At 56.9% G+C, this 16,391-nt stretch carries 13 protein-coding genes and 1 pseudogene; 1 reads left to right on the top strand and 13 read right to left on the bottom strand.

The genetic code is table 11. The features are described from left to right. The first annotated feature begins 28 nt into the window (after positions 1–28). Complete coding sequence (locus AC05QJ_RS08140; protein WP_476746386.1) at positions 29–967, top strand: hypothetical protein; 939 nt, start codon at positions 29–31, stop codon at positions 965–967. A gap of 664 nt (positions 968–1,631) precedes the next feature. On the opposite strand, the gene AC05QJ_RS08135 is transcribed toward AC05QJ_RS08140, so the two are convergent. The 13 genes and pseudogenes from AC05QJ_RS08135 to AC05QJ_RS08075 all read right to left on the bottom strand — a co-directional run bounded on the left by AC05QJ_RS08135 (position 1,632) and on the right by AC05QJ_RS08075 (position 16,315). Further along, a complete protein-coding gene (locus tag AC05QJ_RS08135; protein WP_412763309.1) occupies positions 1,632–6,119 on the bottom strand; it encodes an AAA family ATPase in 4,488 nt (1,495 codons plus the stop codon). Between the two features lie 281 nt (positions 6,120–6,400). After that, entirely contained in the window at positions 6,401–7,447 is a 1,047-nt protein-coding gene (recA, locus tag AC05QJ_RS08130) for a recombinase RecA (RefSeq protein ID WP_034048552.1), read from the bottom strand. A 124-nt stretch (positions 7,448–7,571) separates the two neighbouring features. Further along, positions 7,572–8,069, bottom strand: a pseudogene (locus tag AC05QJ_RS08125) (ATPase domain-containing protein); the annotation flags it as partial. Between the two features lie 104 nt (positions 8,070–8,173). After that, the gene (locus AC05QJ_RS08120; RefSeq protein ID WP_476746385.1) at positions 8,174–8,656 is read right to left on the bottom strand and encodes a CinA family protein; all 483 of its coding nucleotides are present in this window, start codon (positions 8,654–8,656) and stop codon (positions 8,174–8,176) included. 40 nt (positions 8,657–8,696) lie between these two features. Continuing rightward, a complete protein-coding gene (locus tag AC05QJ_RS08115; protein ID WP_476747893.1) occupies positions 8,697–9,191 on the bottom strand; it encodes a lysis system spanin subunit in 495 nt (164 codons plus the stop codon). After that, the gene (locus AC05QJ_RS08110) at positions 9,188–9,739 is read right to left on the bottom strand and encodes a glycoside hydrolase family 19 protein (RefSeq protein ID WP_476746384.1); all 552 of its coding nucleotides are present in this window, start codon (positions 9,737–9,739) and stop codon (positions 9,188–9,190) included. The genes AC05QJ_RS08115 and AC05QJ_RS08110 overlap by 4 nt, the downstream gene beginning before the upstream one ends. An 11-nt stretch (positions 9,740–9,750) precedes the next feature. Then, a complete protein-coding gene (locus tag AC05QJ_RS08105; RefSeq protein WP_476746383.1) occupies positions 9,751–10,791 on the bottom strand; it encodes a phage late control D family protein in 1,041 nt (346 codons plus the stop codon). Between the two features lie 56 nt (positions 10,792–10,847). Next, positions 10,848–11,054 carry a tail protein X gene (locus AC05QJ_RS08100; protein ID WP_476746382.1) on the bottom strand — a complete coding sequence of 69 codons (207 nt, stop codon included), beginning with the start codon at positions 11,052–11,054 and terminating at the stop codon, positions 10,848–10,850. Beyond that, the gene (locus AC05QJ_RS08095) at positions 11,029–11,874 is read right to left on the bottom strand and encodes a phage tail protein (protein ID WP_476746381.1); all 846 of its coding nucleotides are present in this window, start codon (positions 11,872–11,874) and stop codon (positions 11,029–11,031) included. The genes AC05QJ_RS08100 and AC05QJ_RS08095 overlap by 26 nt, the downstream gene beginning before the upstream one ends. A gap of 10 nt (positions 11,875–11,884) precedes the next feature. Next, positions 11,885–14,170 carry a hypothetical protein gene (locus AC05QJ_RS08090; protein WP_476746380.1) on the bottom strand — a complete coding sequence of 762 codons (2,286 nt, stop codon included), beginning with the start codon at positions 14,168–14,170 and terminating at the stop codon, positions 11,885–11,887. Between the two features lie 139 nt (positions 14,171–14,309). After that, the gene (locus AC05QJ_RS08085) at positions 14,310–14,609 is read right to left on the bottom strand and encodes a phage tail assembly protein (RefSeq protein ID WP_476746379.1); all 300 of its coding nucleotides are present in this window, start codon (positions 14,607–14,609) and stop codon (positions 14,310–14,312) included. Positions 14,610–14,626: 17 nt separating this feature from the next. Then, on the bottom strand, positions 14,627–15,136 hold the full coding sequence (locus AC05QJ_RS08080; protein ID WP_476746378.1) for a phage major tail tube protein: 510 nt from the start codon (positions 15,134–15,136) through the stop codon (positions 14,627–14,629). 12 nt (positions 15,137–15,148) lie between these two features. Beyond that, complete coding sequence (locus AC05QJ_RS08075) at positions 15,149–16,315, bottom strand: phage tail sheath subtilisin-like domain-containing protein (RefSeq protein WP_476746377.1); 1,167 nt, start codon at positions 16,313–16,315, stop codon at positions 15,149–15,151. Positions 16,316–16,391 lie beyond the last annotated feature (76 nt).

Here is a 16,391-nt window from a genome sequence, read left to right as displayed (position 1 = left end):
GGTCAATTTGCTGCAAGGATTAGCAATCATGTTGGTTAAGGTTTCAGCGTTCGACATAGATATTAACTCGGCGATATTTGACTATCAGGCAGTTGCGGATCTTGCAGCTGGGGTAACTGGGATCGTATTCGAAGAAAATCGTACATTCTACTTCGATACTGCCGCATTCCCAGGTTTCTGCGTTGGCGTGATAATCACGGTTAAAGACCAAAAGAGCTTCTGCACCCTAGATGTCGGCGGTGCAGCTGGGGCGGTAATTAAGGTGAACAACCTTGATGAACATAACCAGATCATGGACTTCAATTTCTTTGCACTGAATATAGAGAATGGCATTGGGGTTTACCAACACTACCACCAGTCCGCTCCGCTATCGGTGCTGGAGCGACTGCTAAAGGTACAAGTTCGAACAGAGAAAGAACGGAGAGTCGCCGCAGCCGTCGCTGCCGAAGAAGCAAGGCTCGGCAAACAGTTGAGTGCTAGTCAAGCTAGCAAAATCCAGCGTGCGCATAAAAGCTACCTCAAGGTTGGAGTAGTAGTCAGGCCTGAAACGCTCAAAGCTCAATTGGAGGAGTATGCAAAAATCAAAGGTATGGAGTATACCTATACAGTCCTGACGCCTGAAGTGTTAGAGGCAACTCCTCTGAGCAACCGTATAAAAAAGAAGAAAGAGACGCTGATTTTCACAAATCCAAATATCGTAGACAGTTTGGCACGTGAGATCTCTGCCGCCGTCAGGCAATTCGGCATTAACCGAGGCAACGTTATTGTCGAAGATGATGAAGGTGTCACCCGCCACATCAAGATCATGGATATGCCTGAGGTATTGTGGGAGCAAGAATACGAAACCGTGGTAGCTTTGATAGACGACATCAACCCAAACGACTTCGCCAACAATGACTACTTGAAATCTCTCGTAGATCTATTTGACCATGCCGACTACACTCATCTCTTGCGAGCCAACGTGTGATGAGCAGCTTTGGAAAGAGCGATGGCTGGGTCTTCTTGATCAGCACCTTGGTGATGATTGCAGTATGCGTTATCGCAGCTTCTATACCAGGACTGGTCGCCTGTTACAAATCCGTGCTCACATGCCTAGACCTTGAGGGCATGACTAAACTTGCAAAAGTTTATGACGACAAACTACGGAGCGACTTCTTTGCCGGTTTCTTAGCCGTAGGTGCGTTCTTGCTATCACTTAAGACCTTTATTGTCATGACAATGAAGGTCAATGTCTATGATACCAGCCACTACGAAGACACCTGGAAGAAACAGTTTGCACTAGACCCGAGAGTCGGCCCACGCTACAAAGGCTTGAAGCGATTGAATGACTGTCTATTCAATTCAATATTAGCCTCATTAACTGCAGCTGTGGCACAGGTCAGCGTTGGATTAGTAGGAGGTGTAGTGGTCACGATCCTCTGCGTATGGCTTTGTGCGATCTCAGTCATATACTTGACATTCTGCTTATATCTCGTAAAGCGAAACCTGGACTCTATAATACCTACCACCTAAAATCTCTTGCGCACTGCATTAGCTGTTTTTTTAGCCCCGATAAGATTTCTCCCTAAAACGGATAACGGCCACCTGGCAATGCTCTTGTTGAGAGCATTGCCAGACTGTGCTGAAGAACCTCAAAAACGAGGTTTCCTGCGCTTCGGTGTTGGAGGTGTCGTGAGGTATTTTTCCGACTCTCCACGCGCCCAGTCATCGCAACGATGATCCATCCGAGTCCGCCCGTCCTCAATCCAAATCACCCCCTCCGAGCGACGGCGTGATGCATTCTCGTTTTCACCACCTGGCCACGCAGCACGTTCTGCGACAAATACCCAAATGCAGTCAAGCTGATCCTCATCAAGAAAGGCCTGGAAGAGATCATAGTCAATGAATGCATACGAACCATCACCGGGACTCCTGCCACACACAAAACGAACTGCCCCAGCGCTATCCACGTAAGCATTGCGGTTGTCGCTCATGGGCCTCAGGCCCAGACGATGCGCGAGCCAGGGTGCAGGCAATAGCGCATGGGCACCTTCAGGCATAGAGGCATCCAAGTGGGACTCCCAGTGATAACGGAAGCATGGGAATGCCACATCAATCTCGGCTGAATCGCTGAAATGCTGCGTTTCCCACTGACTCTGATCCCAGGTTGATCGCCATGGGGCCTCTAGGAGGTAGCCATCATCTGTGGCGTTTCGAGTCGACCATTCATCCACCCGAATGTTTTTCTGCTTCCTTATGAAGCCCCTTAGTGCATCCGAGTCCCGCTTTTTGACGATAACCGGAAGCAGGAAGCGCCACTCCTGGGTTCTTAAACCATGCTGCCGCCTACTGTCGTCATCATAACGATCTGACACCGAACGATGTTCATGCAGGACGGCCCAGCTCTTCCCCTCAGGATCCGACCGGGTGATGTAGCCGGGCATGCATGTCGAGGGGTCTTCCCAGAAGGGCCACTTACCGACTTCGGGCTCAGCAACTGGCTGAAGGTGAATCTTATGGTGTTCAATTTGGTCACCCAAATTGGGTTCAGACTCTTCGGATAGCAGAATGGTAGGATCAACGTCTCTATGAAAGCCTATATCGAGAGGGCCAGTGTACCGACGGGAACCGTGACTCTTCTTCTCAGCCATCCAATAGTTATCCGCAAGACTGCATAGCAACTCATCAAGCGCGAGCCATTGATACTTTTTGCCGATTCGCTCACCGGCTGGTCGTTCACGACCATGTTTATGATGATAACTCCGATCATTAGGGAACAGCTTTTCCGTCCAGCCATAATCATAGGCTCGCTTGGCAATCCAGCGCTGAGCGGAGGAAACATCGATACGAGGCAACCTTTCTGGCTCATCCGCCTCAGGTTCAAAGCTCGACCTGAACTCTTCAAAATATCTCCTTTTTTCCTCCTCATTCAGGTCGAACAGGAGTAGATCTTCAACGTTTTCGAAGAGAGCGGCTAAGTCTTTTAACTCGCGCTCGCTACGACGCACGCGAAAATCTCTGAATGGGTTGGGCTGGCTATCCTGCAGCAGCCTTAACCACTTGACTCGCTCCGCTGAGCAACTTATTACTTCTTCCACGAACAACTTATACCGCTCATCATTAGAGAATGGCTCAGACGCAGACAATGGAACATTGACGAACGAAGCAACTCGCGGTCGAACCTCATAGTCTCCAAAATCTCCTCCCCACTCACCACATGATGATCGGATTTCAGAGCCGCCGGCCAACTTAGCTACTACCTTGAGCTCTTTTTCCGAGACTGTTAACAGGATGAGTTCTGACTTATAAGGCGGTGTTGCCTTTGAAATGTCTACAAGATCGTCTAGAGCATCTAGATGCAGTGCTAGATGGACAATGCCCAAGGCAGAGTCTCGTAACAGGATGGATGCAGGTACGCGATCACGGTCAAAAACTGTTTGGTACGCAACCCTGGAAAAAATACGAACACGATTTCGGTCAGGGTCTACACAACATGCCCCATACGCTGCAGAGTGAATTCGCTCATGGACGTATAAATCATCGACATGGGCAAAATCCCCACAGAGCTTCTCGTAGAGGCCAATGTTATGCCGCATCAAGGAGGATAGCGCTTTGGTTGCTTTGTCTCTGATTTCACGGTAGGTACTTGTAGTTAACCAAGCCATCGTGAGAGCACACAGGTATTGAATATCAGAGGAAGTGTGTTCACTTTGCTCAAACGCACACCATTCGATAAGTCGCTGAGTAACACTGTCATCGTCTGTGGCGAGCGAGTTCACCTTGCGCGTCCAGAATGCATCGCGCTCTGGCATGGCGAGGTTGGACAGAGTCTGATGCAGAGCCAATGCATTCCAAGGATGGCCAGCGCTCGCGCTCACTTGGATCAGGATCTCAAAGTAATCCTCATCGAAATCCAGGAAGATTTCATAGATCTCCCATGTGCGTTCAGTGAAAGCTTCATTACTTCGCCAGCGCAGGCTTTCAATGAATGCATCTCTTGCAGGCTCGTCATTGATCCAAATGTCCAGCTCACCAGGCAAAGCATCGATGAGCTCAATTCCAAACCGTTCGGGTAACTGCACCGACAGTGCTTGGGTCAGCCCATTCCACTCCCAGTCCAATCCTTCTCCATCATGAACGAACTCCAGGACTCCCTCGGCCAAAGCGTGCACAGGGTCTTCAATCGCGGCCAGCAAAGCAGCTGCCATCAAGTAGTCCTGCAACCTCTGAAAGCTAAAGCGGACAACCTCCTCAGGATTGTCAAAATAATCAGGATCTGGGAAGTCAGGATGAGGATCTAACCTAAATAGCCCGTTTCTGATAAGAATATCGAACCAGCCAACTTCACTTGGAGCAGGAAAAGCTGAAAATTTATCAGCCGCAATTTTTGTCGCCAAGCCCCTCTCGATAAAATCCGAGCGGTTTGCTGCCATCAATGAAGCGACAGCTGTCAAGGTTGCAAAAGTTGGCTTAACGAGATCATCGCTACCATCGCGACCAGCTCCCAGATTTTTTGCGATACTTTCAATATAAAAGGAAAATACCTTCCTAGTTCCGACCAGACCTTTCGGGAACCACTTTTGATTTGCTTTCTTGAGCGCTATACATGCACTCCTGAGAAACAAGGGATTTACGAACTCCACTGCTAACCATGGAGTATCTGGCTGTGAAATCCCTCGTTTACCGAGGTACATCCTTGCTGCTCTAGCCTGCTCGTAAGATGTTACAAACCCGCGTACCTCGACTGCTGCAACCCATTGCTCGACCGACTCAGGTACAACATAGGTCTTGTATTCCGACCTGCAGCTGAAGACAACGACCAAGTTTGGAAATTTTTCCACCCTTGCGATGAACCCGGCTAGCTCATGCCGCCACAGTTTATATCCTGGCCCTTCATTTATAGCGTCGATCAAGATCAAGCCGCGACGTTTCGAGGCTTCAGCGGACGCGCTGAGCGCCTGAAGGAACGTGTCAGGAGTAGCGTCTGTGACACCAACCCTTCGCATTATTTGACTCCATATATCATCTCTAGTGAGCTGTTGCCCTAGAATCAAAATAGCAGAAGTACCAGTGTTAACAGCTTCCTCAGCAATACGGCCTAATAAATGCGACTTGCCACTTCCGGCTTTCCCGTACAAGAGTATGCTTTTTCTTGTCTCGGACGCGACATCTCGCCTCTTGAGGAAACCCCGCAATGCTTTGATGGCGCTTGCTAAGGCCTCAAGCTTCGATTCTCTTTGCGAGCCATCTTGACTGGTGCGCCATAAACGAATATTGAGCTTATTTACTGCGTCGAGGACTTGATCTGTTACTTCTAGCGCATCTCTAACAGGCCATACGCGCCATGGATCATCATCAAAGCGCGACTGAAGCTGAAGTAATCTCCCTATACCGCTTTCAATAAATTCAATAGACTCTTGATCGGTCTCGCCCACCTTGGCTTGCACATCACCAATGCCACCTGCAGCCGAGATCGCACCAAAAATATCACTGACCTCTTGAATTATTTCGACACTTCGAAGCTTTACCTTGAATAGCCGCTCCGATGAAACTTCAACATGATCATCGGAATGATACCTTTCTTCCAGAGATGTGATCGCGATCTCTAAGTTATCAGCGAACCATTGGGCGGAAAACTCAACATCCCCGAACCAATATCTTCTTAGCCCTTCAGCAGAAGGTTGAATCAGCCGATCACTCAACTCGAATGCCGTCCAGGGCAGGAATTGCACAAATCGGCCCTCCGGTACGAGGGCCTCCCATTTGGCCTTTCTAGCTGTCCAGTTATCCCAACCAGTTTTACCGTTGACTTGTTTTCCCGTTCTATCGGTCAAGTCGCAGGGTAATGCCACGATATACGCTGTGAGATTGGGATGAGTCTTGAGCGCCTGCCGCACAGAGTCATCCAAGTTTGCCCAGTTGATCTCACTAGACTTCAGATAGTATTTGGCTTGGTAGCCAATCTCAGCGCCGCCTGGCAGCACCCAGTAGGCCTCTATACCACCATCCCCACCCGAACCGTTTACTCGCCTGAACTCAGCGCCAGCGACCTGAGGCTCACGTCGAGCTAACTGGCAAACGAGTTCCTCGAAGGCCAAGTGCTTACCTGAGTCCTTGCCCCTGATGCGTGCGTAGTCCATGGGTGTGTCCGTTACGAAGGCCGATTATGGTGATGGCAGATCGCCTAGGACGAGTGTATCTGTTTTGGATTGTGGTGGGGGAAAGCTATTTTGATCACAAAAGAATTCGAAGGGGATTTTTATAGAGTAAAGCTAGGCGGGAGGCGAACGGGAGTTCACCTTGGAAGGAGAGGTATTGAATCTGACATTAAATAAAAAGCCTAGCTACGTGAGCTAGGCTTTATGGGGAACAGCCACTTAACTAGCGACTACCAGCAGCTACCTCAAGGTACTGTAAGGTATCAATAGTCGTCAGCTGGCTCTTCCAGAGCTGCGAGATTGGCAGAGGTTTCAGTCTGAGGCTTAGACATCAACTTATCGCGAATCATACCTTCCAGCTTGTCCATGGTAGGCTTGTTTTCCAGCAGCCACTTCATGGTATTGGCCTTACCTTGGCCAATCTTGTTGCCTTCGAATGAGTACCAGGCGCCAGACTTCTCAACAAAGTTATTGGAAACTGCCAGGTCAACGATCTCGCCGGCTTTGCTGATACCTTGGCCGTAAACGATCTGGAACTCGGCTTGTCTGAATGGCGCAGCAACTTTGTTCTTGACCACTTTCACGCGGGTTTCGCTACCAACCACCTCGTCGCCTTCCTTGACCGCACCAGTACGGCGGATGTCCAGACGTACCGAAGCGTAGAACTTCAGGGCGTTACCACCGGTGGTGGTTTCCGGGCTGCCGAACATTACGCCGATCTTCATACGGATCTGGTTAATGAAGATACACATAGTGTTGGAGTTCTTCAGGTTACCAGTGATCTTCCTCATCGCCTGCGACATCATTCGGGCGGCAAGGCCAACATGGGAGTCCCCGATCTCGCCTTCGATTTCAGCCTTCGGAACAAGAGCAGCTACGGAGTCGACAACAATAACGTTGACCGCGCCCGAGCGAGTTAGAATGTCTACGATCTCCAGAGCCTGCTCACCAGTATCTGGCTGCGAGCAAAGAAGGTCGTCGATATTCACGCCAAGTTTGGCGGCATAGATTGGATCAAGGGCGTGCTCAGCATCGACGAATGCACAGGTCAAACCTTGACGCTGAGCTTCAGCAATAACGGAAAGAGTCAGGGTAGTTTTACCGGAAGACTCTGGGCCGTAGATCTCAACAATACGACCACGCGGCAGACCGCCCACGCCCAGAGCGATGTCCAGGCCCAGAGAACCGGTCGAGACAACATCGATATCCATTGTGCGGTCGGAGCCGAGCCGCATGATGGCACCCTTACCAAACTGCTTCTCGATCTGAGAAAGAGCCATTTCCAACGCTTTGTTTTTTGCCTGATCCATTCTCGTCGACCACTCAAATTAGGATTAATCGAATATTGCTGATTAGCTTAGGGCGTATCCCTTGTGAGGAAAGGGATACCTCCTAAGTGAACCAAAACTATGCTGCGATTCCGAATACTGCATCCTGCAGGCCGACGTGCATGTCGCCCATCTCGCCTTCGATCTCGGCCTTCGGCACCAGGGCAGCCACGGAGTCGACGATGATCACGTCAACGGCGTTGGAGCGCACCAGCATGTCGGTGATTTCCAGGGCCTGCTCACCGGTGTCCGGCTGCGAGACCAGCAGGTCGTCGACATTGACGCCCAGCTTGCCGGCGTACTCTGGGTCCAGCGCGTGCTCGGCGTCGACGAAGGCGCAGGTAGCGCCCATTTTCTGGGCCTGGGCGATCACCGACAGGGTCAGCGTGGTCTTACCGGACGACTCAGGACCGTAGATCTCGACGATACGGCCTTTTGGCAGGCCGCCGATGCCGAGAGCAATGTCCAGGCCCAGCGAGCCGGTGGAGATGGCCGGGATCGCCTGGCGCTCATGGTCGCCCATGCGCATGACCGCGCCTTTACCGAATTGACGTTCGATTTGACCCAGGGCCGCAGCCAAGGCACGCTTCTTGTTGTCGTCCATTGAAGTCCTCACGTAATCGATAGGGCCTGACGGCCAGAAACAACTGTATAAGTAGCCAGTATTATTCCACAGGGATTTGCTTCCGCCTACCCCCGCCCAGCGATTTACTCCGCGCCAAGCTGTAACAAACCCTCTAACGCGGCGACTACCGTTTGTCGGCGCACCTCGTCGCGGTCGCCATCGAAGTGGCGGCGCTCGCTTGAAACCCGCTCGCCGTCGGCCCAGGCTAGCCATACGGTTCCCACGGGCTTGGCCGGTGAACCACCATCGGGCCCGGCCACGCCACTCACGGCGACGGCAAAACGCGCCCCGCTGGCAAGCCGCGCGCCGCGCACCATCGCCTCGACCACTTCCTGGCTCACGGCACCGACCTGGCCGAACAACGCCTCGGGCACCTGCAACTGGCGGGTCTTCTGCGCATTGGAGTAGGTCACGTAGCCGGCCTCGAACCAGGCCGAGCTGCCGGGGATGCGGGTGATGGCCTCGGCGATGCCGCCACCGGTGCAGGACTCGGCGGTGGTCACTTGGGCATTGAAACGGCGCAGATGTTCCCCCAGCCGGGCGGAAAGCGTGGTGATCGGGTCCATGGCGGGCTCCTTGGAAAAACTGCCGCCTACCCTACACCACTCAGAACGCCAGCGCCCGCACGTAAGCCTGGCAGGCGCGCAGGGCGATCAGTCCCTGGTCACCGTCGGCGACGATGGCGACAATTCGTTGAGCATGCGCTGGGTCAAGTCGGGCTCGCGGGGCGTCATGAACCACGCCGCCGGTGCCGGAGGCGGCTGGCACAGCGGAATCGGAATCGCTGGCGAGGAGGACTGACAACCGCAGATCAGCAGTAGCCAGCCGGTCGCGCAGACGTGCCTGAGTCTGTTGGGCATCGATAAGCTCCCTGGAATGGGTCTGGTCGGCGGTCTGAAGGCGCTGCTCCAGCGCCAGCCGCTGCTGGCGTTCATTCTGCAGGCGCGTGCTGGCGGCCTCGGCCAGTTGCTGTCGCTCACGGGCGAACCCGCTCTCCTGCGCCGCCAACTGCCGGCTACAACGCCAACCCTGGACCTGCCAGGTGAGCGCACACGCCGCCAACAGCGCCAGCCACAGCCCGAGGCTGCGAGCGCCGCTCAACACAAGACCTCCCGGGCCCGCGCCCAGAGCCTCAGGCGGTCTTCAAGGCCATTGAGCCCGCCATTGATATGCCGGGTGATGCGGTTGAACTCACCGCGATCGGCCAGTTGATTGAGCCCCCGCGAATGCCAGAACCAGGCTGCCGACTCGGTCGCCCACTGTGGTTCCTCCAGCATCTGCGGTTGCGCCAGCAGTCGCTCATCCTCGAACAGCGCCATGCTGCAGGCGCGGTAGTTGTTGCGCCCGGTGATCTGGATCAGGCCACGCCCGCAATAGCGCTGGCCATCGCCATCGGCCTCCGGCGTGTTGCCCAGGCGCAGTGCCAGGTTGCCGGTGTCGTAGCGGGCCAGGTACTGCTCGCTGCCCAGTTCCTTCACGTAGCGCAACTGGCCGGACTCATGGCCGATCTGCGCGAGAAAGGCCGCCATGCGCCGCGGCGTGTCGATGCCCCAGTGAGCCATGGCAGCGTTGAGTGCAGGAACGAAAACGCCCGCTGTGGGGCGGGCGTTTGGATAGATACGGAAAAGCTCGGTTTCATTCAGATTCATTTCTGGCCCTCTTACGGCTCGACCTTGAGCGGCTTTTTCTTCGTGGCCTTGTCGCTCTTCGCGGCGGCCTTGCCTTTGTTGCCGCCATTGCACTGCACAGTGGTGTCCCAGCCGGTGGCGGTGAAGGTCTGGGTCACGTTGTCGATCAGGTACTCGCCGTCGATCCCGTCCTTGAAGCCCTGGACAGCGAGCACGCGCTCGGAGAACAGGTCGGTGCGCCCCATCATTTCCAGGTACACCGTGGCCGTGCTGCGATTGAAGGCATCCAGCCGGGCCTTGGCCGCCTGCTCGGCAGCCGGCTTGTTGGGATAGACGTGCTTGTCGACGAACACGGCCTGCAGGTCCTCGGGGCCGTCCGCATTCTTGCTTTCAACGGTGTTCTGCTCCCCCGTCGCGGGGTCCTGGTGCTTGGTCTGCACCGCCTTGTGCGCAGCCCGGTCCTGCAGGTGAAACTTCCAGCGTCGTACCTCGCGCGGCACGACCGTGATCGCCTCCAATGCCTGACCACTGGCGCTTTTTCCCGCCTGACGCGGCAATACCAGCAATGCCCCATTGGCGATCTTGGCGGTGCAGTTGTGATCCCTCGCCAGGCGGGTGATGAGGTTCATGTCCGACTCGCACATCTGGTCGAGCCTTGGCACCAGGGTGGCCACCGGACACTGCGGCTGCCAGCCATTGCGGGCCGCGATATCCCGAACAATCTGTTGCAGCGAAACGTTCTCCCAGGCACCACTGCGGATGGTCTTTCCGGTGCCCCGCATGTCGCAGGCCTTGCCGCGGATCTCCAGGGTGCTGGGCGGCCCGCTCAGGTCGATCTGGTCCACCGTGTAGCGCCCCAGTCGCGTCAGCGTCTGGCCTGCGTAGCCGAGGTAGACTTCCAGAACGGCGCCCCGCGCCGGCAACGCCAGGGCGCTGTCGCGATCATCGAGCTTGAGCTCGAAGTCATCAGAGTCCATACCCGGTTTGTCGGTGGTGCGAAGCAGCAACAGACGATCGTTGATCAGCGCGGTGATGTCCTTGTCGTCGGCAATGATGCGAAACACAGGTTGCATGATTCAGGCTCCAGAAACAGAAAGGCCCCGCCTTGGGCGGGGCCTGGTAGTGCAGGTCAATCCCACAGCAACACCCTGGTGTCGGTGGTCGCCGCCAGCGCCGGCAGTGCGATCAGCACGCCGGCGCGAAAGGGCTGAGGCTCATCCGCCAGTCCCTGGTTGGCATCCAGCACCGCTTCGACACTGCCCCGCAAATGCCCGTAGTAGTGCTGGCACAGGGTGTCGAGCACATCGCCTTCAGACGTTCTGCATATCGTCGCCATAGCTCACGAGCTCCAATGTGAAGGTTTGCTTTCCGGGTATGCCGCCAGCCAGCAACGCTTCCTGGGTTTCCGCGACGCTGACCAGGCACCAGTTGCCGAGGACTTCACCGTACCCGGTGCTCAGAGTCAGCGGTTTCAGGCGCTCGCCGATGCTGCGCAGGCGTTTCAACTGACCGATTCCGCCCTTGAAGGTGGGAAAAACCACCCCGTCGATGGTGATCTTGTCATCGCCCAGACCGACCGCCTGCTGCGCCTTGGTGCGCGACAAACGTTCCTGCCCGGCCCAGGTGTAGGCCTTGGTGCGCTTCAGTTGATTGAACGCGGCGGTGTCCAGGTTGAAGTAGAAGGCCTCTTCCGTCGTCTGCATCGGCTGAAGGATCAGCAGGTGCGGATAGGGCTTGACCGCTTCCTCGGCGGGAGTGGTCTGCGGTGCGAAGGTGCCGGTTGGCAGGATCGAACCCAGCGACGGACTGATCTTGCCGGCGATGCGGTTGATCGCCGTGGCCGCCTTGCCCGCTTGCTCCGAAAAACTTTCCAGGCGGCTCTCGACTTCACTGATTACCGAAACCGCCTGGTTGTACTTCGCAGCAACCATTCCCACCGTCGACTGCGCCACCTCGATGGCGCGCATCGTGCGCTGGAGCTTCTGGCCGATGAGTTCGCCCACGAAGGGCAGGTTTTCCAGCTCGGTCGCAGCGCCGGTGATATCGCTGACGGCGCCATTCAAGGGCCCCAGCATTTCATCGGCACTGCGTCGACCGGCTTCGCCTGCTGCTGCGAGGGAGCGCAGGCTCGATTGCAGTTGTTCCATGTAGGCCATGGGCGGTTCCTCAGGCATAGCCATAGATATCGTCGGTACGGTCATAGACCTGTCCGCCCGAGTTCGCCTGTGCTACAAAGCCATTGAACATCCTCTGGATCTCTGGCTGCAGCACGCGAATGATTTCGGCGGGGTCGTTAAGGCTGCCCTGGACATTGATGGCGATAGTGGGTGAGACCGCAAAATGCTGCGGCGAGGTAGCGGTGACCACCAACGAAGTGGCCGAGTCAGGTCCCGGCAAGACAGGCGCAGTCGGAGAAGCATCCGCCAGGGACCTGACCACATCACCGTTCTCAAACGATGCTGGTCGTTGAGCCTGGAGGACGTGCTCACCGCCGTACTGCCCCAACGCTGCGCGGGAGTTATCGATCACAGCACCGCGAAGCGGGATTACAGGCGCCAGATCGCTAGTGCCCTGACCTGAGCCGGAAGTGGTGCCACCCGCTTCGCCGGTATTTTTCAGCAAAAGGGTTCCGGGGCCGGGTTCCTTGATGACCGTGAGCAGCTTCCCCGCATCAGCGCCTGGCAGTTGCGCCAGAGGGGGTGTGACGCTCACAGTTTTCTTGCTGTCTTCTCCCCAGATCTCATTGATTTTGCGCCCCGCCGACTTGCCGAGCTCGCCACCAATGTAGCCTCCGGCAATCGCCCCCAGCGGTCCCAGCACCGCCCCTAAAAGGCCACCTACGAGAGTGCCGGCGGCCTCGCCGTAGCCCTCGCTCTTTTCCTTGGCAGAGCCGGCGTTCTGGTAGGAGTCGACAGCCATGGCTACGCTACCGACTCCGCCCAGAAGCCGACCCGTGAGCTTTTGCCAGCCGGGGATGTTCGAAGGCCGAAGAAAATCCGGCACAAGTGTGCCGACCTTACCGGCAGCCTGTCTGGTTCTCGCCCAGACCCCAGGCTTGCTGTCCCCCACCTCGACACGTGACCGGAGGGCCGTTTTACCAGCGTCAGCGACGACGTTACCTGGCCCCCCAAAGACCATTCTGACGGCGCCAAGCAAGGCCTTGCCTTTGGCAACAGCAGCGAGCGCTGTCACCAGACCGGCGGCCCCAGCAACAACCCCGGCCACGACCGTTACAACACCACTCAACTGCTCGACGACAACGCCAAGGATATTGGCGCCCTTGGTCATGAGGTTCGTCCAGTGCGAATAAATCGGTGCGAGTGCGCCACCTACGCCAATCGAAACCCGTTCGTTGGACGACGCGCGCGCGTCCTGTTGCCACTCCAGCGTTTGCCGACGACCTTCCAGCTTGTCTTCGATGTAGTTGGGCGCTGAGCCGTCTGTTTTCTGGGGCATGAAGGCCTGGCCATAGCGACCAGCGTCAGCCAGGCTGCTGCCATCCTGACGTTTGTATTCGAGGAAGAGCGCTTTTGACGCACTGAGCACGTCGTTGTAGTTCCCGGTCTTCTTCGACTCCTGCTGGAGGATCGCGGCTAGACGGACAGCATCCTCGGGAGCCCCGCCTACTTGGGGAAGCAACCGCGTGATCGCTTCTGCCGTATTGGCAATACCGAATTTCCCCTGGCCAACCTGACCGATGATCTGGTTGAGCAAACGCTCAAGAGCCTCGGTACTCTGGCCATTCGACAGGGTGCGGAAAAGGCCTGCGGTAACGCCCTCGTCGACCTGCTGACCGTCAGTAAACCTGGCTGCAAGCCGGCCTTGAGGTACCAGCTCATCCAGATCCATGCCCGCGTTGAACATGCCCCAGAGTTGTGTCGCTGCCTGGGTTTTGCTGAGGCTTGTCCCGTAGGTCATCCGGGCAACCTGGGCTTCGACCTTGCCCCGCTGCGCCGCCCATTTCCTGGGGTCCTGTTCCCCCTGGAGCACCAGCTTGCTGATGATCCCTTCGTAGCCCGCAAATTGATCGACCGAACTGCTTGCCGATTTCAGTACGGTTTGCGAAGTATCAATAACCTTGCTGCGAGACTGCTGTATCTCCGATAGCGGTTGGCCGGCAGCAGGCAAACGGGCAGCTCCCATGGCCTTGCCCAGGTCCTCGTATGCCTTGGTCAACCTGGGCAATATCTCCATCTGCCCGGACAGCCTCTTGCCAATTTCTCCCAGCGCCGCCTGCCATTTTCCAGCTGACTCCGTAGCGGCATCATTAGACGCCTTGAACGCAGTGGCCAAAGGAAGCGCGCTCTGGGTGGTCACCCGGAGGGCATCACCAACCCGTTGGGCCAGCGTCTCAATCCGGGCAACCTGACGTTCAATCTGGGTGAAGGCTTGCCCCACCAACGGATCGACCACACTTGCGCTCTTTGCTTCAATACTCAGTTCGCCCGCCATATCATCCTCCCTGCGTGCAAACCCGGCTCACTCGGTAAGCCACCAGACCATGTCGCTGTACGACATGGTCATGATTTCGACGGCAGAGAAGTTCAGCTCTTTTGCAAGCCGCTTCGCTGCCGCCTTTTGCCTTGAGGGATCAAAGCTCGTCGTCTTGCACCAGGCGAAAATAGCCCGACTGCAGGCGGCTGTAGTCCTTGAGGGTGAGGCCCTCGAGGTCCTTGGTACCGACTTCGGCCAGGGAAGCGAACAGGTTCAGTTCCCGGGTTTCATCATCGGCACTACCCGACTGAGCGGCACGCAGGTCGCGCACCGTCGGCGCCCGCAGCGACAGGCTGTCGACCTGGACGCCATTGGCCTCGGTGGCACGGCTGAGCCGGATCACCACACGGTCCGCACTGACAGTCAGCCAGGCGGGCATTTTCGTTGCTTGCGTCATACGAGCGTGTCCTTGTCTCAGAGGCCCAGAGCCGTGCGTTGGGCGGCGAGTTGATCGACGCCGTTGACGACCCGCTTCATGCCCAGCGGATCAATCTCGTACATCAGCCGGCCATCGATCTCCAGCTTGTAGTAGGTTAGGGACACGACGTGGCTGGTCTCAGGCTTCTCGGCCGCTTTCCAGTCACCCATTTCCACTTCCTTGAGCATGCCGCGCAGGGTCACCACTACGGGTGTGATGGCGCCCTTCAGTCCCTTGAAGGCTCCGCGGAAGGTGCCGTTGAAGCCGGAACTGTCGGCCAGGCCGAAGAACTTCAGGGCTTCACGGCGGATGCCGGTGGTCTTGAAGGTCGCACTCAGCGCCTCCATGCCCTGGTCGATTTCGATGGCGGTGTCCATGCCACCGACACGGTGGCTTTCAACCTTGATGGCGAGCTTGGGCAGGGTCAGGCTGGTGACATCGCCCTGGAAGCTCACGCCGTCCACGAACAGGTTCAGGTTGGCGAGGGTTTGCGGAATCATTGCCATGGGTAGTTCTCCTTAGGCGGCCTGGTCGAGGACTTCGGTCAACCACTGATTGGTGACCTCGACACGGAAATTGGGGTTTTCGGCAGGCGGAACATCGGTAAAGCGGATGTTCCAGTACACCTTGCCCTGCTCCAGCTGGCTGGCGGTGTTGAGTTCGGGGTCGGCGTAGACCTCGAAATTGATGATTGCGCCCTGGGCTTTGAGGTCGCGCATGAAGTTTTCCAGCCCCTCGGTCACGTCCTTGACGTAGGTCGCGGTGATCGAGCGGTCCACGGCCCACTTGTGGCCGTAGAGGATCGCGTCCATGACGATGTCCATGGTCCGCACGCGGGTGACGAACGCCCATTTAGGGTCGCTGGACAGGGTGCGGTTGCCCCACAGGCGGAAGCCGTCATCACGGATGATGGTGGTGATGTTGGCGTTGTTGAGCAGGTTGGCGCGGCAGCTTTCGTCGCCGTCAAGGAACTCCACCGCACGGGTGGTGCCGGTGATACCGACGAATTCCTTGTTGGAGGGCGAAGCCCAGAAGCCGTATTCGTTGTCGGTCCAGGCGAACAGACCGGCGACCCAGGCCGAGGCCGGTGCGTCGACGGTGGCGTCAGCGGTGGTGTCCCAGTACTTCACGCCCGGGTCGACCAGGAACGCGCGCTTGGCGCCGAAGTTCTCTGCATAGGCCAGGGCGGCCTCGTCGGTGGTGCCAGGGCCGTCGATGATGGCCAGTCCACGCAGCTTGTCGGCCAGGGCCACCAGGGCGGTGCCCACGGCCTGGGTGGCGCTGTGCTTAGGGGTCACCAGCAGACGCGGCTGGGCGTTGAAACGGCTCTTGCCGTCCAGCAGCGCTTGCAGGCCGGTACGTTTACCGTCGGCCTCCACGCCACCGATGATCGCCGAGGTCTGCTCGGCAGCGTCGGTCAGCCTGGCCACGCCGCACGCGACGATGACCGCCTTGGCCCGGGCATAGATCGCCTGGCACGCCTTGGTGATGGCTGCGTCGGCGCCGAACGCCGCGATGGCTTCACGCTCGCTGGTGATCAGCACCAGCTCGTTGGCCTTGGCGGTGACGGTCGAACCTTCGGTGAAGGTGTCCACCAGACCGATGATGGAAGACGACGGCAACGCGATGCTGCGAGCACCGGTGTCGACGTTGGTAACGGTGACGCCGTGGAAGAATCCACTCATAGGTATTTCTCCAGAAATGAGAAGGCCCCGTCGGTGCGGGGCCTTCGAAGGGTGTTGCGGGTAAGAAAAAGCCCCG

The organism is Pseudomonas sp. TUM25319, from assembly GCF_056388475.1.
Note: the sequence above shows the minus strand (reverse complement) of the source record. Positions and strands in the feature narration are given on the sequence as shown.

Excerpts from the sequence above, each read along its gene's own strand:
- AC05QJ_RS08140 (WP_476746386.1), top strand. The coding sequence starts at position 29 with ATGTTGGTTAAGGTTTCAGCGTTCGACATAGATATTAACTCGGCGATA.
- AC05QJ_RS08135 (WP_412763309.1), bottom strand. The coding sequence starts at position 6,119 with ATGGACTACGCACGCATCAGGGGCAAGGACTCAGGTAAGCACTTGGCC.
- recA (WP_034048552.1), bottom strand. The coding sequence starts at position 7,447 with ATGGATCAGGCAAAAAACAAAGCGTTGGAAATGGCTCTTTCTCAGATC.
- AC05QJ_RS08120 (WP_476746385.1), bottom strand. The coding sequence starts at position 8,656 with ATGGACCCGATCACCACGCTTTCCGCCCGGCTGGGGGAACATCTGCGC.
- AC05QJ_RS08110 (WP_476746384.1), bottom strand. The coding sequence starts at position 9,739 with ATGAATCTGAATGAAACCGAGCTTTTCCGTATCTATCCAAACGCCCGC.
- AC05QJ_RS08105 (WP_476746383.1), bottom strand. The coding sequence starts at position 10,791 with ATGCAACCTGTGTTTCGCATCATTGCCGACGACAAGGACATCACCGCG.
- AC05QJ_RS08100 (WP_476746382.1), bottom strand. The coding sequence starts at position 11,054 with ATGGCGACGATATGCAGAACGTCTGAAGGCGATGTGCTCGACACCCTG.
- AC05QJ_RS08095 (WP_476746381.1), bottom strand. The coding sequence starts at position 11,874 with ATGGCCTACATGGAACAACTGCAATCGAGCCTGCGCTCCCTCGCAGCA.
- AC05QJ_RS08090 (WP_476746380.1), bottom strand. The coding sequence starts at position 14,170 with ATGGCGGGCGAACTGAGTATTGAAGCAAAGAGCGCAAGTGTGGTCGAT.
- AC05QJ_RS08085 (WP_476746379.1), bottom strand. The coding sequence starts at position 14,609 with ATGACGCAAGCAACGAAAATGCCCGCCTGGCTGACTGTCAGTGCGGAC.
- AC05QJ_RS08080 (WP_476746378.1), bottom strand. The coding sequence starts at position 15,136 with ATGGCAATGATTCCGCAAACCCTCGCCAACCTGAACCTGTTCGTGGAC.
- AC05QJ_RS08075 (WP_476746377.1), bottom strand. The coding sequence starts at position 16,315 with ATGAGTGGATTCTTCCACGGCGTCACCGTTACCAACGTCGACACCGGT.